Raw genomic sequence first — 18971 nt, 5'->3', positions numbered from 1 at the left:
AAATCACCTCTTAAAAAATAAATTATCGGGGTAACCGGAGACATTAAGTTTGTGCCTAACGCCTCCGGGCTTAACCGGCAAAAGAAGTGTTAGTAGAACAACTGAACCAGTTTAAACAGAATATAAGGGACCAGGTGAGCGCCGCCGTCAAGAGAGGAAATCGAGGAGGTTCCTTCCGGGAAGGGGAAGTTTACGCCTTTAGCCATAAGGGTGGATACGTTGGCAATATCCGTACCGATAAATAGAATAGCCATCATAAATACGGTCCCGATGATAACACCGCGAAACACGTTTCCTCTGGATGGAGCCACCGCCCAAATCATCAGAAAAGGCAGCACTGCTAAATCAGCGAAAGGCAAAATCCGGTTATAGGGCAGAACGGTCGCCAAAAACAGGGTAATGGGAATTAAGAGAAGGGCTGTGGAAATAACTGATGGATGGCCGATAACAATGGCCGCGTCAAGGCCAATCAGCACCTCTTTGCCGGGGAATCGTTTGTTGATGAATTCCCTCGCGCTTTCGGACAAAGGCAGGAGTCCTTCCATCAAAATGCGGACCATTCTCGGCATCAGGAACAATACCGCCGCCAGGTTTACTGCCAATTGCAGAATTCCTTTCAAATCATATTTGGCCAATAAACCCATAAAAGCGCCCATTACCAGGCCGATCAGCATGGGTTCACCGATTAAGCCAAATCGCTGCTGAATCTTTTCCGGATTCAATTCAATCCGGTTGATTCCCGGAATTTTGTCAATGATTTTGTTTAAGAAAATCCCGACAGGTGCCCAGGATACGGTTTCCGTGTGCGGCAGCGATACGCCGGGAATTTCAAAAAATTCCGAAACGTAAGGTGAAGTCCAGTCTGCCAGTTTAAAGATAATAATGATGGTGATACCGGCAGCAATGATACCCAATATGGTGCTGTTGGTAAGATACATGACCAAAGCGCCGGTAAAGATAAAGTGCCAATAGTTCCAAAGGTCAACGTCCATGGTTTTAGTCCAGTTTAGGGCCAGCATGATAATATTGATGGCAAAGCCTACCAGGAATACCGCCGGAACGATTGTAGTACCAAAGCTAATCGCGGCGGAGATCGGCCAGCCAACGTCCATTACATCTAAATGCAGCCCCCAGTTTTTAACCATAGCCTGAGTAGCGGGCGACAGGTTGCTTACCAGCAGGCCGATAACCAGGGAGATACCGGCAAAACCAATACCAATGGTAATACCGGCGCGGAACGCTTTAGCAAAGGTTTGCCGGAAGATCAACCCTAACACGGTAATAATGACGGGCATCATAACCGTTGGCCCTAAATCGAGGATAAACTTGATAATACCCATGAATCTCCCCCCCTTTTCCAATTAATCTCCCAGACTTTTCAAATACGCGGCAATGTCATCGGCGATTTTTTCCGTTCCCACCCCGGTTAAAAAGGGCAGACCGCTGAATTTTTTCTTTCCCTGCAATGCAGCTTCACCTACTGGAGTCGTTGCCACTACCACATCCGGCATGAATACCGGAATTTTTGAAGGCACTTCCAGGGCCTTGCATTCGACGACTTCCACTTTTAGGCCGCGTTTTCCCAACATTTCCTTGCATTTTTCAGCGGCCACCGTCGATGTGGCAATTCCTGTGCCACATACAGTTAAAATCCGATAGATTCTCATGTTCACGCACCTCCTTTCCGGTTATATCAGAGTACACCAAAACTAATGATCAAATTTTTCATCCAGCAAACGCAAAACATCCGCCGGATGCTTTGCGCCGGAAATTAGTTTCAGCAAGCCTTCATCCTGAAGAATGGTAGCCAGTTGGGACAAAATTCGTATCTGGCTGTCGGAATCTTTCATCGCCAGCATCAGGACAACTTGCGCGTCCACCGTACTTTCCGGACAGCCCATATTCCGGAAGATAACCGGTTTCTTCAATACGCCAACAGCAATAGCCGGTTTTATGACATGGCAAATATCGGTATGGGGAATAGCCACCCCTATTTCTCCTGTCGGCAGTCCGGTTGGGAAGATCCGTTCCCGCGCAATTATGGACGTACCGTAAGAATCTGCTACATAACCGGCTTCATGCAGCTTGTCAGCCATTGTCTGCAGCAATTGAAGACTGTCATTGGCCTCCAATCCAATCCATACCAGTTTTTCATCAAGCGAAAATTTTGTTGTCACTCATTATCACCTGCAATAATTTATCAGTATTAGAAGCCTGTTTTATTTTCTTTAATACTCGCTCATTGTTGATAAGCGCGTAAAATTTGGTAAATTCAGTCTTATTATAAGAAGTAAGGGCCAGCATAAACACACAATCCACCAACTGACCGTCAGTCCAGACAACTGGGGAAGCTAATGTCGCAACGGCAATTGCCGGGCGGATCACATCCTCTGGATTACCATGAGGAAGGGCTACCTGATTTTCAAACACGGTCGGAGCCAACTCTTCCCTTTCGTATACGGAAGACATGAATCTTTCCTGCACATATCCTTCGCTTATCAGCATCTTGATCAAAGCAGATACGGTTTCATTTTTGGAACGGTAACCGGCATGAATCTGAACAAGTTCAGGCCTGAACAGCTTGGCCAGAGACTGCTGGCTCTTAACACGGCTGTCATCGCACCGGTTGCGGGAACTATCGTGCAAGCGGAGTATTTTTCTTATCTTCCCGATGCCATCTCCCTGCAGAATATCCTGAGCCTGTATAAACGGCACGCCGGGGACTTGCAGATCAATAGTTCCCACAATGGTAATCACTTTTTTGTTTTTTGTCAGACCAGAAAGTTTCTTGGCAAAGTTGGCTTCGGTCAGGGCACCTAACGTCAGAATTTCAATCCGGTCGTCTTCCTCTGCCAGAGCCAGACGGATTTGCCTGCCAACTACATCGGCCGTACCGCTGCCGGTGAGACAGATGCAAAGGATGGCCTTCGGCAAATCGGTGGATGGCTGACAAGTATTGACGTCCATCGTCTCTGAAAAATGAGCCATCTCGATGGAATTGGCAATTTCGTTAATATCAGCGCCCGGCAGCACGGCTTTGCGAACTGCTTCCATTACCATCGGAGTATTAACCCGGGTTACGGTTCGTGTCATAATGCCGGTCGTTTCAGTAATTAGCTTGCCAAAGCCAACAAGGGAACCCATATCAACCAGCAGCAAAACGCCTTTGCCCATGTCCGCGTTTTTCACAATCCGAATGGCCCTGTCCAAAGCAGAATCGGTTGATTCTTCCAATGACATCTCCATCGATTTAGCATGTTCCACACCTAAAAGCCTGTTGGCTACCTGGACCATCCCTTCGGCGACATGACCGTGACTGAGCACAGCCACACCCACGAAGGGTTCATTTACGTCGTCTTTATCCCGGTAAGATTTCAGATACATCGCCACAAAGCCAATTTCGTCTTCCGGGAAAGCCGCATTTAATTGACAGGACGCGATCCGGACCATTTCCGCCGCCGTTTCGTATTCCAGCGGATATTCTGCCTTAATTTTGTCCTTTTGCGGATTGATGATCGGTTTAAAAGGCAATTTGATTCTCTCATACGCCGCTGCCAAATGAGTTGCCAAACAATAACAAAGAGTTTCGTCAATGTTGCCGAACTTATCACTGGCAATCTTCATCATGCTGTTAACGGCAGCAACAATGTTATCACCTACAATCTTGCCCAGGTCTTGTCTAGCCACGCTGTTTCGGTCATGTTGGGCCTGTTTGATTAACTGCTGAATTTTCACCTCCAGTTCATCGCCGACAATCTTGTTGATCACTGCGATATCAATACCCTGCTGTTCCATTTTTTTGTACTTTGCTTCTATTTGTTCATAGACTTCCTTAGACATGTTGTAGGTCGTTTGTACGCTGTTATCCCGTCTTTCTTTAGCCGGGAAAATCATTATGTCGTCTTTTATTAACTTTTCTACGGCGTTTCGCTGTTGATTAATATGGAGTATGCCTTTCACCACATGGTTAGGCAGGTCGGAGACATCGACCTGTAAAAATTCCTGTTTGTGAACCATATGGCTAAAAAATGCCCTGGCACAGGCTACCTGGATATCGGAACGCAGTTGGCCGACATTACCGCTGACATCATAAAGCAGAAGCGCAGTTACCGCATTCTGAGATACTTTGATGGACCGGCTGGTCCGCGTTGCTTCCTGACGGAAAAAGTTGATGATGATTTCATATCTTTCCGCTAATGGCCTCTTTACTATCGGCGGCAGTTCGATTACCATCGGAATTCGCCGGCGGAACGGCAGCAGCAAGGTTGAATCAATGTCTGCGGTTGTAGCCGCAATAATCATAATTTTTGCTTCATGCATCGCGCTGCTTTCTCCCAAACGCCGGAACCGGCTTTTATCAATCAGATAGTACAGAATCTCCTGGCCTTCGGGAGGCAAACGGTGGATTTCATCCAAAAACAAAATTCCGTTATCCGCTTTGTCTACTAAACCGTCTTTACTGGTATCCGCCCCGGTAAAAGCGCCTTTGACATAGCCAAATAATTGAGACATCAACAGTTGAGGGTTTTCGGCATAGTCGGCGCAGTTAAATACAACAAACTGAGAGGTTTTGTCTTTTACGCCGGCTTCCACCGCGAACTTATACATACACTCGGCCAATTCACTCTTGCCGGCGCCGGTCGGTCCACAAATGAGCGTGTGCAGGCCATTTAGCGGGTACAACACCGCCGCCTTAGCCAGTTCAATCTGGGTCCGTAAACTGCCCGTAGCGCCGATTAATGCATCAAAGGCTCCATTCGGTGTTCCCGCCGGCTTTGCTGCCGGGGATTTCGCCATCTTGCCGCGAAGTTCCGGCATTTCCTTTAAGGCAGCCACGACGAGATTGCGGGAAATATTGAAACCACAGTCAATAAGTCTTTGCGTTAAGGAGCGTTCCGAAATATTCGGGCAATCTTCCAAAATCTCTTTGATCCGGCTAATAAGTCCCGGCCGCATTCGCTCACGGGAATTACCGATTTTCAGGTCACGCCTTAACCGGATAATCTCGCCACGGGCAATGCCGATTTTTCGGGCCAGTTCATCATCCGTAAAAGGATCTTTTTTGTTTTCTTCACTAATCAGTTTTAAAAGTTTTTCCATTTTCATCTACCTGCCTTAATAAGACGCAAATAAAATGCCAAAATTGGTTTATTTTATATTATTTTTTTCAGTCACCTCCATTTGTTACTGAAACTCCCTCAGAAACCAATCCTCCCTTTTTAAAATTTTCTTACTATTCCATCCTAATCTTATCAAAATGCTTAAACAATAAATACAAATTAATCCAAATATTCTGTCAAAGCATTCCGAATCAGTCTTTTGCCGGTCAAAAAAAGCCAATTTCCATACAAATCATTCCGGCTGTGCTGCCAAGAATGCTTACACCATGCCGTTGGGATACAAAAGTACTTTTTGTACTTCCCGGGTACTGCCGATTCGAAACGCCTCTTCCCAATCCTCAAGCTCGAATCGGGCACTTACCAGGCTCAGTACATTGATTCTTTTTTGCTGCAGAATTTCAATGGAAGTCTTCCAGGTAATCGGTTGCGCCGAAAGGGTGCCAACAATGGTAACTTCGCGTAAAACTACGTGATCCCATAAATTCACCCTACTTTCCGTGGATGCGGAAACAAGCAGGATTTCTCCCTGTTTTTTTACCAGTTGAAAACTCATTGCCAGAGCCTGGGAAGAACCGGAACACTCGATGATTACGTCGGCACCGACAGCGTCCGTTATATTCATTACGTATTGGCCGATATCGTCAGCATCAAAAATTAATCTTTCTTTAAATCCTAACTGAGCGGCTACTTCCAACCTTTTCCGGCTGTTCCCGGTACCGATCAGAATAACGCGAGCCCCTGCCATCCGCGCCAGTTGAGCACACATCAGGCCGGTCTGTCCCGGCCCGAATATTATACAGGTATCCATCGGCTTTAAGGAGGAGCGTTCTAACACGGCATGTACACAGCAGCTTAACGGTTCCACCATTGCACCCTCTTCAAAACTGACGCTGTCCGGCAGCTTATGAATCCGTTCAGCCTTGCAAACCACATATTGGGCGAAAAAGCCATCCACCTTGGATCCTAGACTGGTACGGTTCATACACATGTGATGAGCGCCGGAAAGACAATATTCGCAACGTTTGCAATCGTCAAAAGTAGTCTGGCAAACTACTCTGTCACCAACATTAATATCAGTGACTCCCTCCCCGCGTTCAACAACAATACCGCTTCCTTCATGTCCAATAATAAGCGGTGCCCGTAATTTGGTTCTTCCCTCGTCCGTATTGTAATATCTTAGGTCTGTACCGCACAGGCCGGCTACCATAACCTTTACCAGAACTTCGCCGTATCCGGGATTGGGACGAGGAATTTCCACCAATTCCGTATCTCTCGCATTCACACTGTTTTTTCGCAATGCCTTCATACCATTGATCCCTCCTTGCATTTCTTCAGCGAAAGCCGGACAATATTTAAAGTTTCAACGATATAGCATGCAAGTAAAATACCGAGGTATGGATTATTTTGTATATTTAATCGGCGTTGCAAAAAAACAGCCAACTCCCAATGGAAATAAAAGCAATAAAATCGAAAGAAGGATTTCGTGCAGCACCATTGAAGATTGTTAAAAATATAAAATAAAAGGGATGATATTATGAATTACAAGGAATTATTGGAAAATGCACGCACCTGTATCGGTAGTTACTGCAAAGCATGCAATATCTGTAATGGCCTTGCCTGTAAAAACAGCATTCCCGGACCGGGGGCAAAGGGCATTGGCGACACAGCCATCCGCAACTATCAGAAATGGCAGGAAATTCGTGTCAATATGGATACAATTTGTGAGAATAAACCAGTAGATACCACCTTAGAATTATTTGGCCAAACATTTAAATATCCGTTCTTCGCCGGGCCTGTTGGCGCGGTAAATATGCACTACAGTGATAAATTCAACGATATGGCTTATAATGATATTCTTGTTTCTGCCTGCAAGGAAAATGGCATCGCTGCGTTTACCGGCGACGGTACAAATCCCCAAGTTATGGAGGGTGCCACAGCGGCAGTTGCTAAGGTGAATGGCCGTGGTATTCCTACTATTAAACCCTGGAATATTGACACAATCAAGGTAAAAATGGATCTGGTGCATAAGGCGGGCGCTTTTGCTGTTGCCATGGATATCGATGCAGCCGGATTGCCTTTCTTAAAAAACATGACCCCTCCGGCCGGTGGAAAATCAGTCGATGAGCTTCGCCGCATAGCTGAAATTGCCGGTATACCATTCATTGTAAAAGGAATTATGAGCAGAAAGGCCGCATTGAAGGCAAAAGAAGCTGGGGCAAAAGCAATTGTTGTTTCCAATCATGGCGGCAGAGTGCTGGATCAGTGTCCGTCAACCGCGGAAGTGCTTCCGGAAATTGCCGAGGCTGTCGGCAGTGAAATAAAAATTCTGGTTGATGGCGGTATCCGTTCCGGTACCGATATTTTCAAGGCTCTCGCACTCGGTGCCGACGGGGTTCTAATCTGTCGTCCCTTTGTGACAGCCGTTTATGGCGGTGAAAAAGAAGGAATTAAGATTTATATTGAAAAATTGGCGGAAGAATTGAAGGATACGATGGCTATGTGCGGTGCTTTCAGCCTGAGTGAAATTACCACGGATATGATACGCAGATAAGATGGATAAAGTCACAATTAGCCTCGATTTCCCATGGATAAAACCAGTCAAGGCGCCGTACGCTATGTAATAAAGTGACAGCATGAACAATCCAAAACAATCGACGCAAGCAAGCTCCAAAAAATTCATAGCAAAACTATAAATTGGAGGAGAGAATATGACTAAGCCCGAAGCATACCCTGTAGACCCGCCAAATCCACCTAGGCATACAAAGGATAATGACGATATACCTGAACCGCTTTCAGGCTCTAAGAAAGTAAAAAATCAAAATCACACTGGCCAGCGCCACGGGGAAGGATCCTAAATTTTTTGTTGTCCAATGCGAATAACTAAATTTATGACCTATGCCAAAAACGACCTACTGCCTTTTTGACAGTAGGTCGTTACTATTGGAAGAATTGGGCAAAATACCATGTCCAATTTACATTACAAAAACAAAAACCCTCACCGAAATGAGGGCAATTATAAATAAAGGCTTCTATAATGATGAAGCCTTAAGAGGGCTTGTTTACTAACTTTCAGGAATATTCTATCAATAAATTGTGAAGATAGTATGAATAAATTATAAGAAACGAAAAAAACTCCCGTCTGCTTATCGCGGGTGTAAACACATCGAATAATATCCCAGAATCCATAGCACAAAGCTATAAGCGCATCTGTTCTGTGGTTTCAATCCGCTGTCTCAATGAAACACCTGTTTCATTCTTTAATAATTAAGCTAACGGCCTTGGCAATTGCATTCCTTGTTTCATTAGGCAGTTTCAAGGCATTAGGCTCATACGACGGACCAAAAGGATTTATAGCTGTCCATGCGGTAGCTAAGGCCATGATAGCAGTCAAAAGAAACCCTGGAGTGAATGTCGTTCCCACTAGCCCGGCACTTTGCGCATCCATAACTTCTTTTATTTTCTTTTGTTGGACAGCGGTGCGTTCGGTTAAATTAATGGCCTTCTGTTCCAACCCGTACCATGCCATTAATCGATATAAATCGGGATGGGTCATAGCAAAATCAAATACCTTTGCCGCATAGCCCGGAAGATCATCCGGTGTAAAGGTGATTTCCTCATAGACCCGCGTCAGGTTATTCCGAAGGACAGTTGCAAAGAGTGCCTCTTTATTCTCAAAGTAAATATAAATCATATTTTTGTTGCATCCGGCATTCTTGGCAATACGGTCCACCCGTGCCCCCGCAATGCCGTAGGACGAGAATTCTTCCATAGCTGCCTCTAATATTCGTTCTCTTGTTTCTTCTGCGTTTCCCAAAAGATGTTCCTCCGTATACATGAACTATTTATCAAAAATATATCACATGGTTCGTCAGTTGACAAACCAGTTAGTTTATTATACATTATTACTAACCAGTTAGTTAGTTTTACTGGTAATTCTATTGAAAGAAGGGACTCATGATGACACAACCAATCACAAAGATTGCTATTGTAACAGGCGGCAGTCGCGGCCTAGGCCGTAACATCGTGCTAAACCTCGCGAAACGGGGCGTCGACTCAATCTTTACCTATAATTCCAATCAGGCGGAAGCCGAGAAGGTCGCCAAACTTGTGCAGGAGATGGGGCGCAAGGCCGTCACCCTGCAACTTGACACAGGCAAAGTCAGCTCATTTGATCCGTTTGTACAGAGCGTGAGCAAAGCGCTCACAGAAATGGGAGCCGAACGCTTCGATTACCTAGTCAATAACGCCGGCATCTCGCACCACAATGCATTTACCCAGACGACCGAACAAGAGTTGGACAGTCTCTATAACGTCCATTTCAAGGGCGTGTTTTTTCTGACGCAAAAGCTCCTTCCGCTCATGAATGATGGCGGCCGAATCGTAAATATTTCGTCGGGCCTCACCCGCATCATAATGCCGGGAAGCGGCGCCTACGCGTCTATGAAGGGCGCTATTGAAGTTATGACCCGCTACCTGGCTCTGGAACTAGGTCCTCGCAAGATTGCGGTTAACGTTGTTGCTCCCGGGGCTATCGCGACTGATTTCAGCGGTGGTATGGTTCGCGACAATCCTGACCTAAATAAGCGAGTCGCTGATATGACGGCTCTTGGCCGTGCCGGCCTTCCCGATGACATCGGTCCGATGATTGCTTCTCTGCTTTCCGAAGATAACCGTTGGGTCAATGCTCAGCGTATCGAGGTCTCGGGCGGCATGTCAATCTAAATTCAAATTTCGCTTGATTCGGTGCTTTTTCTGCTCAGATAAACCGTTGAAAATGCCATGCTGTCTATCTTGCAGCATGGCATTACTCTTAATCATTTTTGCTTAGTTTTCTAACCAAGCTTTACGAAGCAACTGCACTGCATCCTTAATCTCGTTTAAATCCAGGCTACTATAGCCCAACAGCACGGTCTTCCCATCATAATGATTCGTCCTATCCCAATGATCGAACATAGGATAAACCAACACTCCAACTTCGGCGGCTCGCTGAATTAACTGCTCTTCCGAAAGCTCATTATTAACCTGTACCGCGACAAATAATCCGGCGTCTTTTCCGGTTATCTCTATCCATTCTCCCAATTCATCATTTAGAGCTTGAAGTAAACAATCATGTCTTTTCTTACTTACTTGCAAGACCGTTCGTAAGTGCCGGTCAAAATATCCTTCGCGCATAAACCGCTCCAAAGTTTTTTGGAATACATATGGAACGGAAGTATTGTAATTATAATATATAGTTCTATACTCATCCAATATCGCTGGTGGTAAGACCATGAAGGCCATTCTAAGAGAAGGCATTAAACATTTTGAGAAACTCCCCAAATATACTACGTTAGCCTCCGGGCTAATTCCCTGAAGGGATGGAATCGGCCTGACATTGTACCTAAAATGGCAAGAATAGTCATCCTCGATAATTAGTGCCTGCTTTTGGATTGCCCAGTCCAATAATTGTAACCGCTTAGAAATTGACATGATGGCACCAGTGGGAAACTGGTGAGAAGGTGTAACATAGACTGCCCTAGCACCACTATCATTAAGTTCCCGGACATTAATCCCGTCTTTTTCGACGCTGATAGGACAAACTTCTAACCCGGAATTTTTAAATACAGTTCGTACCTTTCCATATCCCGGATCTTCAAACCCGATGGTTTTAGCCGAACGAGTGAGCAAATTACACAGCAAGCTTACGCAATATAAAGTTCCAGCCCCAACAACAATTTGTTCCGGATTACATTTTACACCCCGATGTTCTGTAACATACTTAGCTATTTGTTCGCGTAAGCCTATTTCTCCCTGATGAGTACCATACGAAACAATGCCGTCCATTTCTTCTTCATAGCACTGCATCAATATTTTCTTCCATGTCTTAAATGGGATATAGCGATAATCAAGTTTGCCATAACGAAAATTATACTTGTATGCATTTTCAGGAGCAGCCCTTGTGATGGGGCTTTCCTTCGGAATTGGGAAACATCTATTGAAAAACGAAGTGTCTAGTTTCTGCACGTAAATGCCACTGCGAGGTTTAGTAAATAGATAGCCCTCGGCAAGCAATTGTTGGTAAGCTAATTCTACAGTATTCCGACTAATCAGAAGATCTTTCGCCAGTTGGCGGCTTGACGGGAGCCTCATGCTGAATTCCCACTCCCCGGTCATAATCTTATCCCGAATCTGCATATACAATTGTTCATATATCGGCTGTTTGTTTTTTGTATTAATTAGCAACATTTTGCAACTCCCTATCTGGACCTAAAATTTATATGCAGACTGGCTCTACTGGAATATAACATTATCGTGTTTAATTAGATTATACAGCAAATATTTAAACCAAAGGAGTGGGAAACTTGATAAGTATAGGCATACTCATATTTTCTCAAGTCGAAGAACTCGATTTTGTCGGACCGTTCGAAGTATTAAGTTACGTGAATAAAATACAGCCCGAAAGCACCAAGGTACAACTTGTAGCGGAAACGCTTGCTCCGGTATGCGCTTTTAATGGGATGAAAATAATCCCTGATGTGACTCTCCAAGATTGCCCGCCGCTAGATATCTTAATAATCCCGGGTGGCAAAGGCCGATTATCCGCCATGAAAAACCTTGCCATAAAAGAATTCATTTTACGTCAAGCAAGAACCGCTCATTTTATTGCGTCAGTCTGTACAGGAGCTTTCTTACTGGCGGAGGCGGGGCTTCTTACCGGGAAGAAAGCGACTACTTATCATACTGCATTCCAAGAGCTAGATTCTTATTCCGTTCAAGTTATCAAATCCAAAGTGGTTCGAGACGGTAAAATCATTACTTCCGGCGGAGTAAGTTCAGGACTTGAGTTAGGTTTTTATTTATTAAAAGAAGTTCTTAGTCCAAATATCTCCCAAGAGGTAGCAAATGAGATAGAATACGAAATTGACGTAAATACGCTTTAAAACAAATAAGGACCGGCCTAAAGCAGGCCGGTCCTCAGGCTGTTGATCAAGCCTCAGTTTTAGCCAAGGCTAAAGCCGAAGGCTCTCTTATTTATACAAGTAACATATTTAATTACTTGTAATTTGTAATACATTGTGATAAAATCAATGTCATAAGTTACATATTTAAAAATATGTAACTTATAATGTGCTTTATATACTTAACGTAAAAGGAGGAAATATAATATGGATTTGATACAGGTTGACCGGACAAAATGCACTCGGTGCGGCATTTGCGCCAAAGTCTGCCCGATAGGTTCTATAGGTATGGATGAACATGGGCCGAAGGCCCTAGGACAATTTTGTATTACCTGCGGTCACTGCGTGGCTATTTGTCCCTCGGATGCACTCGACAATGTGAAAACCCCTTTAGCTAATCAAATACCACTGAAAAAGGCACCCGTTCTGGACGAAGATACTGCGACTCTATTTCTCCGTAGCAGACGTTCCGTTAGGGAATTCCAAACGACGCCCGTTCCTAGGGAAAAAATTAGGCAACTTCTAGACATTGCCAAATTTGCGCCGACAAGTGGCAATTCGCAAGGAGTTTCCTATTATGTCATTGATGACCGGGACACTCTGCGTAGAATTACCGCCGTTACCATTGACTGGCTGGAAAAGGCATTGCAATCTCCGCCTTACGCCGGCTCACGATATGCGGCGCCTTTTGCCGCGCACGTGGCCAATTACCGCCAGAATGGTCAGGATATTGTATTGCGTGATGCTCCTTGTCTAGTGATACCCATAGCTGATAAAAATTCCTTGCCCACTGGTCGGGACAATACTCTCTTTTCGCTGGCTTATGCGGAACTTTTCGCCCCTACCATCGGTCTCGGAACCTGTATTACAGGATTCTTTAACGCTTGCGCCGCTTCCGGCTATCAGCCACTGCTTGACATGTTGAACCTGCCGGAAAATATGCATGTTACAGGTGGGCTGATGGTTGGTTATCCGAAGTATACCTATCGACGTTTGGTGGACAGAAATCCATTACAAGTCACTTGGCAATAATGATTGCGGGAAACTTAACCAGTTAATAGGGCCGCCAATAAGGCAGCCCTTTCTTGCATGCAGGATTCATTTGTTGGGATTTTTAAGCCCTCTTAGCAAAAGATTTACAACGGATTCTATGTTTTGTTTTCTGTCGGGATCTTCGAACGAGTTTGGGTGGATAAAAACACTGGTTGCAAGATATACGGACTTTGCCGCTTGATGAGACGATTCTGCAAAAAATATACCTTCGGTAATTCCTTGTACTATAATCTTCTCAATTCGATTCATTCCATCTTTTTTGACCTTTTCTATTACTTCCATTGAGTTACAGGCTAGTTTTATGTAATTTGCAAACATTTCCGGATCATTAATGGCGCTGAGACGTTTAGCTTCCGCAAAATTTTTAAGTAAGTTACAAAGTTTAATATCCGCAGGACTATCCTCTTTTAGAATGTCATTTGATGGAGCATGTAAATGGGTAAGCCAGCGTTCGGTAACAGCATTCCATAGGGCAGTTTTTCCATTATAATATCGATAAATGGCAGCGTGGCTTACTTTTAAGGATTTTGCCACGTCAGTGATATTCGCTTTGTCCGGTCCGAAGCGGCGAATAACTTCTTCTGTTGCATTGAGGATTGTCTCTTTATCTAACGAAATTTTATCCAATTCATCACCGCTTTCTCATTTTACTTTTTAATTATATCATGTTTAGTTTTATGCTTCAAGTTACAGCAATTGTAACTACAGCATATCCGATGCCTACGTAAGAGAAGGTCATCAACAAGTATGTATTACGAGAATATGCATTCATTACCATCAATGGAGCTATAGAATTGCTGACAGGTATTGCACTTTTCCGCTGATATATTATTACCACCCAAAAATGGGCTGTACACAATTTGCATCTCACTCACTGGACTTCAATGCCTCGCGGTGGACATTTTACTGCCATGGGAGAACCCGAATTTCTAGCCGGCAACATTCGAACATTCTTCAGACCATATAGAAACATAAAATAAAAAACCAGTAACGAATAATGACTATCAATTTTACTCAGAAATATCAGTCAAGCTAAAACTGTACAAAAAAACAGACTCCTGATTCTGGAGTCTTACAAGGAGTTTAGAAGATTTTTGTTACCAAGTTCGTTGCCACGCCTTTACTAGAAGCGGCTGTAGAAATGTCCGCTAGTTACAATAAAAAGCAAACATTTTTTACATTCATTTCGTTAACTTATTATAATTACTGGTGCACTTTAATCCATTGCTGTATATCATTTTCGCCAAGATTTCCAGCAGCTAATCCGAGTCCTAAATCAATCAGTTCTTGCTGGCTATATCGTAATTCGTATCCGTTCAATCGCAGCAACAATAACATAGCGGCAATACCAATTCTCTTGTTACCGTCAATAAAGCCATGATTACTTACAAGACTATAGGTAGTAGCCGCAATCTTAGCTTCAACCGTTCCATACAAGTCATTGCCGCCAAAAGTAGCATATGCCCGACTAACAGCACTCTCAACCAAACCAATATCTCGTATACCATGACTTCCACCAGTCTTGTCAATAATTTTTTTATGCAACAAATAATATCCTCAACTGACAATCCGCGCATTACTTAGCCAATTCCAATAAAGCGTCTTTATTGGTATCTATTATATCATCCATCATGGCTTCCAATTCTTTTTGCTGCTTACTCTTAAGGAACTCAACAAAATCAACGACCTGCTGTTTTTTTTCTTCCGGCAGTTCCTGAAAATCTTGCAATAGTTTTTCAGCTAAAGTCATTAATTGCACCTCCCAAACCTTTCTCAGTTATATTATACCCCAATTTTTGTTGTTTCGCTTAATCTTATAAACCATGATCTAAATTCGACTCGGACAAATTGCAAAAACCTCCCACCCAAAGGTATTTTAATCACCTAAAGGTAGACGGCTTCTCTTAATTATCTAGGGACTTATCCAATTACGGACAAGTCCCCTTTTTCGTGATAGCACCAGACTGTACAAGTTTTATCATTACCTCATATGATTTCGCCGCTCCAGCCAAGTACATGTTATAGTTACCAGTATTGTACCGTCCTAGACCATCCAGCCTAGACTGTAGCCACGCAAGAAATGATTGTGCATCAATCATAGTATCTTCGTTTTCCCTGTCATACATGATTAATCTCCCCTTTGCTTGCATACTATGTCGTCACCTTGATGATAATATTCATCATACCATGTCGTCACTTTGACGACAATAGTCGATATCGTGAAATATTTTATACTACAATAATAAAAATAGTATTTGTAAATTCTATAGCAAGGAGTCATTAACATGCCATCAGAACAGCCACGTTTTACAATTCGCACTGACCCTAAATTAATTCAAAAAGTTCGATATATTGCGGCTGGAAATGGTCGCTCAGCAAATAAAGAAATTGAACGATTACTAAAAATCTTTGTATCAAATTACGAAAAGAAACATGGTGAAATCAAATTTGATAATTAAAAAAGCCGTCCGCCCAAAGGTGAATTTAATCACCCAAAGGCAGACGGCTTTTGCATATTTACATATCCGTTCAATTTTGGAAATACAGTCTATTGACCAATTCCTAATTTGTTTTCGACTGTATTTATAACATTACTTACGTTTTGATCAAGTGAACTACACCAATTTCCCAGAATCCTATATCTAAAGTTGACTGGCTCTGTCCCAGCGCATTTCATGAGTCAACTGAGTCAAGTGAGTCAAGGGACGGTTCCTCGACTCAGTTTGTCCTTCAGGGACATAGGGACAGGATTATCCCACTGATTTATCAAGAAAACGGAGTTCTCGACATTTCCCCTGCGTTAAAGAGCACATTTCCCGTCCCTATTAATCGTACTTCCTATTTCCTAAAGAACTATGACCATTCCCGTTCATTTCAAAACGCCTACAACAAATTTTTATTTCCCATAAAAAATAAAACTCCTACCAAATTCATACAATTCAAATGAGTCAGAGAACCGTCCCTCAACTCATATTCCTGTTATTCTTTATATCTTTTCTAAAGTCCTCAAAAAGTTTCTTTTGCACTTTTCCTATTATATTAGCAGTAACTTGTCTGGGCATAAGCTTTGCTAAGAGTACCCCACATTTATTCGCCAATCCCGGTATAATAATTCTCTCGTTATTCATCAGTCCTTTATAGGCAACATTAGCCACAGTCTTTGCGCTCATAGCATTCTTTACTTCAGTTTTGCCGGCTCTATTTGCAAATTCTGATATTGTAGCGCCTGGGCATAAGACAGAAATAACAACACCAAAGTCCCTCAATTCATTGGCTATAGCCTCAGAAAATGATAATACATAGGCTTTGCTCGCATAGTATACGGCAAAATAAGGGCCGGGCATATACGCGCCGGTGGATGCCACATTTAGTATCTTCCCGCCGCCCTTCGTAACCATTTTCGCTGATACTAGTTTGGTCAAAATCGTTAAAGATGTTATGTTTAATTCAATCATCTCAATATTTTTGCATAAATCAGTTTCGTGAAATTGACCACAGCTGCCGATGCCTGCATTATTCACTAGTATATCGAATTCAAAACCCGACGCCGATACTTCATGAAAAAGGTCTATAGCTGCATTTTGATTTGATAAATCCTTTTGTATTACTGTTACTGAACAACTATACTTAACAGTAAATTCTTCTGCTACCTCAGTTAATCTCTGCTTGTTACGTCCAACGATAACAAGGTTATATTTATCCTGGGCAAATAATTTGGCTAATTCATAACCAATACCTGTAGAAGCCCCGGTGATCATAACACTCTTATTGCTACTCATTCTTTCCACGCCTTTATACTAATAATTTTAAAAAAGCTTTCTTCTCCAATGGAGTGCCATGGGCCGGGCAAATCCATTTAAAAGAAAGAGGTGCTATTTTGCTAATAGAGTCCATTAGTGCGGATGTATCCCAATTCCAAAAGGAGGGATAGGGTTCTAGCCGTCCTTTCTTAAGGTGAACAAGGTCCCCGGCAAAAAGAATATCTTTGTAGAGTAAACATACGTGACCGGGCGTATGACCGGGTGTTGGTATAACCCTCACATCCCCTACTGTAGCATTTTCCATATAAACATCAATATTTATTGGCCTGGCAATTCTCACAAGAAACTCTATGACTCTCTTAACCCCATATCGTGTCCTTTCACCACAAATATATGGCAAGTCCTGCTTTGACGCCCATACATTACAGCCGGTTTTCTTTTGCAAAAAACCGGCATTACCAACATGGTCAATATCATGGTGAGTTAATAATATATGCTTGATGTCTTCCATTCTAATATTCATGGATTGCAATTCTTTTAGAATTCCTTGACGTCGATGCGGAAGGCCTGTATCGATTAAAACAACTTCTTTTCCTGTTATAACGTATACATAGCTTCCTTTTGACGCATCTAAAGCGAAAACGTTATCAGCTACTCTCATGTATTATGACCTCCATAAAACATCCAGTTGTATCAACCCTCTTTGACTAAGATTGTTATATACAGCCTTCATACTCCCGTCTTTGTTTTTCAGAATCACTTTATAGAAGTGGGGTCTAACAAATAAGCAGTTAATCCATCTCCCAATTAAATTCTGAAAAGGATATTTATTATAGGTTTTAATGTCTCTCGTAATTTTTTTTCCTAAATTGCGGGCCAACATCAACTTACCGGCATCATTCACAACTCTGTCGCTGCCGATATTGATTCCTAGAATACCCGAAACGTAGCCCCTCTTGAATATGCCGTCCCTTGCAAGACAAGTAAGCCCCATGGCTACTTTTTTGGCCCCCGTATGTCCGGCGGTAGCTATTCCGACTATGTATTTGCCTCCTAGCGAGGATGTGAATCGTTCATACATTCCCAGTCGATCAATAAAATTCTTCATAATTGCATTCGGTGCCGTGGCAAAAGTAGGCGAACTAAAAATTATTCCATCTGCTTCATAAACTAGTTTTCTAAGTGTTTCAAAGTCATCAGAAAAAGGGCATTTTCCTTCAAGGCATTTTAAACATCCTGTGCAAAATTCGACTCTTTGCTTGGGAAGATAAATTTCCGTTACCTGTGCACCTTCTTCCGCCGCACCTTTTAGTGCTTCTCTGGCAAGGGTCGCACTATTGCCATTATGATGTGAGCTACTAATAACCCCGACGATTTTAATGCTTCTATTCACGGCTTTCCCTTCTTTGCAGCATTAATTCCTCCAACTCCTTAATGCACTCTTCCGCCCACTGTATAAATATCTGGTTTGTCATTATAGCTCTTTTGGCAATAAAGTGCCAAAAGAGCTCATCTTTTTTTATTGATAATCCAGTTTCATTTATTTTGACTGTTTCGAGCATTTCAGTTAGGGCTTTTTTTCCTTCTTGCATCGTATGTTGAAATTTTTCTCTTTCTTCAATAAACCGTTTAAATTGTTTTATCAGTTCAGCTTCGCCTATCTTAGACCCAAAAAACAATCTCAACGCAAATTCATCTCTTTTGGGTGACAAAAAAATTTCCGGGAAGTTTGTTAACCAAGCATCAAACGCCCTTTTCCCATCTTCAGTTATACAGTAAATTTTTTTATCCGGTCTGTCGTCCTGTTGTTGAATATTTGATGATACATAACCTTTTTTTTCAAGAGTGCTCAACTCGCGATAAATTTGGCTCAAGCTGGCCGTCCATGAATAGTTTACTGACTTATTAAAGATCTTCCCAAGATTGTACCCAGTCATCGGAGAGTAAGTAAGAATCCCTAGTACTGCAAACGGCAATGACATAACAAAGCTCCCTCCATATATAACAAGTGTAATAATATACAAGTTATATATTATTACACTTGTTATATATTGTCAAGCGACTTTCCTCCAATAGTTGGCACGTATGGGCTAGTCAAA

At 42.8% G+C, this 18971-nt stretch carries 20 protein-coding genes; 6 read left to right on the top strand and 14 right to left on the bottom strand.

Going from position 1 to position 18971, the window contains the following annotated elements:
- Positions 1-89: 89 nt before the first annotated feature.
- From LUCIF_RS13980 to LUCIF_RS13960, 5 genes are all read right to left on the bottom strand, one after another.
- Entirely contained in the window at positions 90-1340 is a 1251-nt protein-coding gene (locus tag LUCIF_RS13980) for a PTS galactitol transporter subunit IIC (RefSeq protein ID WP_122628500.1), read from the bottom strand.
- A gap of 21 nt (positions 1341-1361) precedes the next feature.
- Positions 1362-1667 (bottom strand): PTS sugar transporter subunit IIB, encoded by a 306-nt coding sequence (locus LUCIF_RS13975; RefSeq protein ID WP_122628499.1) that lies wholly within the window; start codon positions 1665-1667, stop codon positions 1362-1364.
- Positions 1668-1709: 42 nt separating this feature from the next.
- Positions 1710-2177: a PTS sugar transporter subunit IIA gene (locus LUCIF_RS13970; protein ID WP_122628498.1), complete on the bottom strand. Its 468-nt coding sequence runs from the start codon at positions 2175-2177 to the stop codon at positions 1710-1712.
- Positions 2155-5100 (bottom strand): sigma 54-interacting transcriptional regulator, encoded by a 2946-nt coding sequence (locus LUCIF_RS13965; RefSeq protein ID WP_122628497.1) that lies wholly within the window; start codon positions 5098-5100, stop codon positions 2155-2157. The genes LUCIF_RS13970 and LUCIF_RS13965 overlap by 23 nt, the downstream gene beginning before the upstream one ends.
- A gap of 279 nt (positions 5101-5379) precedes the next feature.
- A complete protein-coding gene (locus LUCIF_RS13960) occupies positions 5380-6426 on the bottom strand; it encodes a zinc-dependent alcohol dehydrogenase (protein ID WP_165866002.1) in 1047 nt (348 codons plus the stop codon).
- Positions 6427-6654: 228 nt separating this feature from the next.
- Here LUCIF_RS13960 and LUCIF_RS13955 point away from each other — a divergent pair, with 228 nt between their 5' ends.
- Both LUCIF_RS13955 and LUCIF_RS27320 read left to right on the top strand, forming a co-directional pair.
- Positions 6655-7671, top strand: a complete 1017-nt coding sequence (locus LUCIF_RS13955) for an alpha-hydroxy-acid oxidizing protein (protein WP_122628495.1) — start codon at positions 6655-6657, stop codon at positions 7669-7671.
- A gap of 157 nt (positions 7672-7828) precedes the next feature.
- On the top strand, positions 7829-7975 hold the full coding sequence (locus tag LUCIF_RS27320; protein ID WP_122628494.1) for a small acid-soluble spore protein P: 147 nt from the start codon (positions 7829-7831) through the stop codon (positions 7973-7975).
- A 395-nt stretch (positions 7976-8370) separates the two neighbouring features.
- On the opposite strand, the gene LUCIF_RS13945 is transcribed toward LUCIF_RS27320, so the two are convergent.
- The gene (locus LUCIF_RS13945; protein WP_122628493.1) at positions 8371-8934 is read right to left on the bottom strand and encodes a TetR family transcriptional regulator; all 564 of its coding nucleotides are present in this window, start codon (positions 8932-8934) and stop codon (positions 8371-8373) included.
- A gap of 140 nt (positions 8935-9074) precedes the next feature.
- On the opposite strand from LUCIF_RS13945, the gene LUCIF_RS13940 reads away from it, so the two are divergent.
- Positions 9075-9842: an SDR family NAD(P)-dependent oxidoreductase gene (locus LUCIF_RS13940; protein WP_207857687.1), complete on the top strand. Its 768-nt coding sequence runs from the start codon at positions 9075-9077 to the stop codon at positions 9840-9842.
- A gap of 102 nt (positions 9843-9944) precedes the next feature.
- Here LUCIF_RS13940 and pdxR read toward each other — a convergent pair whose 3' ends face one another.
- Positions 9945-11345 carry a MocR-like pyridoxine biosynthesis transcription factor PdxR gene (gene pdxR, locus LUCIF_RS13935; RefSeq protein ID WP_122628491.1) on the bottom strand — a complete coding sequence of 467 codons (1401 nt, stop codon included), beginning with the start codon at positions 11343-11345 and terminating at the stop codon, positions 9945-9947.
- A 116-nt stretch (positions 11346-11461) separates the two neighbouring features.
- Between pdxR and LUCIF_RS13930 the strand changes: the two genes are divergently transcribed.
- Positions 11462-12040 (top strand): DJ-1/PfpI family protein, encoded by a 579-nt coding sequence (locus tag LUCIF_RS13930; RefSeq protein WP_122628490.1) that lies wholly within the window; start codon positions 11462-11464, stop codon positions 12038-12040.
- Positions 12041-12265: 225 nt separating this feature from the next.
- The gene (locus LUCIF_RS13925; protein ID WP_122628489.1) at positions 12266-13090 is read left to right on the top strand and encodes a nitroreductase family protein; all 825 of its coding nucleotides are present in this window, start codon (positions 12266-12268) and stop codon (positions 13088-13090) included.
- Between the two features lie 66 nt (positions 13091-13156).
- Here the strand turns inward: LUCIF_RS13925 and LUCIF_RS13920 are convergent, their stop codons facing one another.
- The 3 genes from LUCIF_RS13920 to LUCIF_RS13910 all read right to left on the bottom strand — a co-directional run bounded on the left by LUCIF_RS13920 (position 13157) and on the right by LUCIF_RS13910 (position 14861).
- Positions 13157-13738 (bottom strand): TetR/AcrR family transcriptional regulator, encoded by a 582-nt coding sequence (locus LUCIF_RS13920; RefSeq protein ID WP_122628488.1) that lies wholly within the window; start codon positions 13736-13738, stop codon positions 13157-13159.
- Between the two features lie 576 nt (positions 13739-14314).
- Positions 14315-14659, bottom strand: coding sequence for a type II toxin-antitoxin system death-on-curing family toxin (locus LUCIF_RS13915; RefSeq protein WP_122628487.1), 345 nt, complete (start codon positions 14657-14659; stop codon positions 14315-14317).
- A gap of 28 nt (positions 14660-14687) precedes the next feature.
- Positions 14688-14861 carry a DUF2281 domain-containing protein gene (locus LUCIF_RS13910; protein ID WP_122628486.1) on the bottom strand — a complete coding sequence of 58 codons (174 nt, stop codon included), beginning with the start codon at positions 14859-14861 and terminating at the stop codon, positions 14688-14690.
- Between the two features lie 535 nt (positions 14862-15396).
- On the opposite strand from LUCIF_RS13910, the gene LUCIF_RS13900 reads away from it, so the two are divergent.
- Complete coding sequence (locus LUCIF_RS13900; protein ID WP_122628484.1) at positions 15397-15570, top strand: Arc family DNA-binding protein; 174 nt, start codon at positions 15397-15399, stop codon at positions 15568-15570.
- Between the two features lie 504 nt (positions 15571-16074).
- Here LUCIF_RS13900 and LUCIF_RS13895 read toward each other — a convergent pair.
- Genes LUCIF_RS13895 through LUCIF_RS13880 form a run of 4 tightly spaced genes read right to left on the bottom strand, consistent with a single transcriptional unit; the run spans position 16075 to position 18854 of the window.
- On the bottom strand, positions 16075-16869 hold the full coding sequence (locus LUCIF_RS13895) for an SDR family NAD(P)-dependent oxidoreductase (protein ID WP_207857685.1): 795 nt from the start codon (positions 16867-16869) through the stop codon (positions 16075-16077).
- 34 nt (positions 16870-16903) lie between these two features.
- Entirely contained in the window at positions 16904-17533 is a 630-nt protein-coding gene (locus tag LUCIF_RS13890) for an MBL fold metallo-hydrolase (RefSeq protein ID WP_122628482.1), read from the bottom strand.
- A gap of 3 nt (positions 17534-17536) precedes the next feature.
- Positions 17537-18265: a flavodoxin family protein gene (locus LUCIF_RS13885; protein ID WP_122628481.1), complete on the bottom strand. Its 729-nt coding sequence runs from the start codon at positions 18263-18265 to the stop codon at positions 17537-17539.
- Positions 18258-18854: a PadR family transcriptional regulator gene (locus LUCIF_RS13880; protein WP_122628480.1), complete on the bottom strand. Its 597-nt coding sequence runs from the start codon at positions 18852-18854 to the stop codon at positions 18258-18260. The genes LUCIF_RS13885 and LUCIF_RS13880 overlap by 8 nt, the downstream gene beginning before the upstream one ends.
- Positions 18855-18971 lie beyond the last annotated feature (117 nt).

This window comes from Allolucifera butyrica (assembly GCF_900476375.1).
In the GTDB taxonomy this organism is placed as follows: domain Bacteria; phylum Bacillota; class Negativicutes; order Sporomusales; family UPPP01; genus Lucifera; species Lucifera butyrica.
The sequence above is the reverse complement of the archived record's forward strand: the minus strand, read 5'-3'. Positions and strand labels throughout refer to the sequence as shown.

Coding starts and splice junctions, on each gene's coding strand:
- LUCIF_RS13980 (WP_122628500.1), bottom strand. CDS start 1,340: ATGGGTATTATCAAGTTTATCCTCGATTTAGGGCCAACGGTTATGATG.
- LUCIF_RS13975 (WP_122628499.1), bottom strand. CDS start 1,667: ATGAGAATCTATCGGATTTTAACTGTATGTGGCACAGGAATTGCCACA.
- LUCIF_RS13965 (WP_122628497.1), bottom strand. CDS start 5,100: ATGGAAAAACTTTTAAAACTGATTAGTGAAGAAAACAAAAAAGATCCT.
- LUCIF_RS13960 (WP_165866002.1), bottom strand. CDS start 6,426: ATGAAGGCATTGCGAAAAAACAGTGTGAATGCGAGAGATACGGAATTG.
- LUCIF_RS13955 (WP_122628495.1), top strand. CDS start 6,655: ATGAATTACAAGGAATTATTGGAAAATGCACGCACCTGTATCGGTAGT.
- LUCIF_RS27320 (WP_122628494.1), top strand. CDS start 7,829: ATGACTAAGCCCGAAGCATACCCTGTAGACCCGCCAAATCCACCTAGG.
- LUCIF_RS13940 (WP_207857687.1), top strand. CDS start 9,075: ATGATGACACAACCAATCACAAAGATTGCTATTGTAACAGGCGGCAGT.
- pdxR (WP_122628491.1), bottom strand. CDS start 11,345: ATGTTGCTAATTAATACAAAAAACAAACAGCCGATATATGAACAATTG.
- LUCIF_RS13925 (WP_122628489.1), top strand. CDS start 12,266: ATGGATTTGATACAGGTTGACCGGACAAAATGCACTCGGTGCGGCATT.
- LUCIF_RS13910 (WP_122628486.1), bottom strand. CDS start 14,861: ATGACTTTAGCTGAAAAACTATTGCAAGATTTTCAGGAACTGCCGGAA.
- LUCIF_RS13900 (WP_122628484.1), top strand. CDS start 15,397: ATGCCATCAGAACAGCCACGTTTTACAATTCGCACTGACCCTAAATTA.
- LUCIF_RS13895 (WP_207857685.1), bottom strand. CDS start 16,869: ATGATCACCGGGGCTTCTACAGGTATTGGTTATGAATTAGCCAAATTA.
- LUCIF_RS13890 (WP_122628482.1), bottom strand. CDS start 17,533: ATGAGAGTAGCTGATAACGTTTTCGCTTTAGATGCGTCAAAAGGAAGC.
- LUCIF_RS13880 (WP_122628480.1), bottom strand. CDS start 18,854: ATGTCATTGCCGTTTGCAGTACTAGGGATTCTTACTTACTCTCCGATG.